This window comes from Halorubrum sp. SP9 (genome assembly GCF_005435015.1).
Classification (GTDB): domain Archaea; phylum Halobacteriota; class Halobacteria; order Halobacteriales; family Haloferacaceae; genus Halorubrum; species Halorubrum sodomense.
The window spans coordinates 1-1333 of the sequence record NZ_SGXU01000108.1; the positions used below are offsets into that span (position 1 = coordinate 1).

2 protein-coding genes are annotated in these 1333 nt (G+C 43.2%); both read right to left on the reverse strand.

All coding sequences use genetic code 11. The annotated features are described in order from the left end of the window. Positions 1-129 precede the first annotated feature (129 nt). A complete protein-coding gene (locus tag EXE45_RS16650) occupies positions 130-627 on the reverse strand; it encodes a hypothetical protein (RefSeq protein ID WP_137694983.1) in 498 nt (165 codons plus the stop codon). After that, positions 624-1214 (reverse strand): hypothetical protein, encoded by a 591-nt coding sequence (locus tag EXE45_RS16655; RefSeq protein WP_137694984.1) that lies wholly within the window; start codon positions 1212-1214, stop codon positions 624-626. Before EXE45_RS16655 ends, EXE45_RS16650 begins: the two co-directional genes overlap by 4 nt. Between the last annotated feature and the right edge of the window lie 119 nt (positions 1215-1333).

Here is a 1333-nt window from a genome sequence, read left to right on the forward strand (position 1 = left end):
CAAGAAGAAAATAGTGAGATTCTAAATAAGATCGCTGTAATTGCGGCCGCAGCTACTGTACTATCGGTTGTTGGAGGCCCAATAGTGGATGTTATAGAGTGGATCTATCAACTGATATTACAGGCAATATCATTCTATGGTGGTATTCTTAACTAGATCTACCTGATTAAGTTCCTCAGCGCTTCCATTAGCCATTGTGAGGGTGTAGCGATCGCGATGAAGGTAATCTGTCTCAGCAGTGACCGTAAGTATGCCCTCATCTGACTCGAAACCGTCTGTATGTATGTTTAATCTCCTTAAGTCATGATCAAAATTTCCGTGTTCAGTTTGGCCGCATCCTGGATAGAAGGGACCATCAACCTCGAAGTATATTGATAACTCACCACATCCACTGGGGACACGGAATACAACTTTCGCAAAAGCTTTGAGTTCGTCCTCTACGAGATATATCCGGATTATGTTGTTCCTTAATCCATAGGTATCTGGATTTTTATTATCTGTCAAGGGAATTACAGCGACCTCAGGCCTACTTCCAGTTTGTGTATTTCCAGCACCATCGTTACCTTCCCCCCACCCATCGCCAATTGGCAACTTACCTAATGTGATGGGCTGCGAAGATGCCTTCATTTGGCAATAACCTCGCGCTCAAATAACTGAGTGATATATTCAACGTCATTTACATCACCACTTTTCGTATCCTCAGCCTGTATGTTAAGAGATTCGTCAGTATATGTGACCAATATCTCTTGCCCGTTTCTCCTGAATATGAGATCTGCGCGTTCTACAATATACTCGTCAACAACTTCCGAAACATCTAATCCCTCAATCTCATCGTAGGGTTGTAACTCATTTTTATAGAAAACCTCAACCTCAAGGATGTCATCTGCCCTCTTTATAAAATCCCAAATCGCTTGTCGAGAAGGAAAGAGGCCAGGGAATATCTCGAGATCGCCCGGGAGTATTTGTTCTAATTTTCGTACTATCTCTCCGGCCGACGGTGTATCTGACTTCGTACTAACGAGTACTATCTGTGACCCGCTACGATAGGTGATCTCTCCTGAATAGGTTCTTTCTATAGACTCATCAAATGGGTTCTTTTTTACATACTTGAACTGGGCTTTGAGAATCCGCTGATCATCAAATGGGTATTCCTCGATTAGTGGATCAACGTCGATTGCGTCAAATGAGGTAATTTCGAGTTGTCCGTTCGACAAGCTCGGTAGGGATGACTCCCACTGAGAGAAATCCGAGCTAGCTTTACGGACACTGACCATATCTACGTATTACAGCAGGGATATATGGGTCTTTTTACCTCACCATCATATTCCGACGT

Bases quoted from the DNA above. Each gene is read 5' to 3' on its own strand.
- EXE45_RS16650 (WP_137694983.1), bottom strand. From the start codon at position 627: ATGAAGGCATCTTCGCAGCCCATCACATTAGGTAAGTTGCCAATTGGC.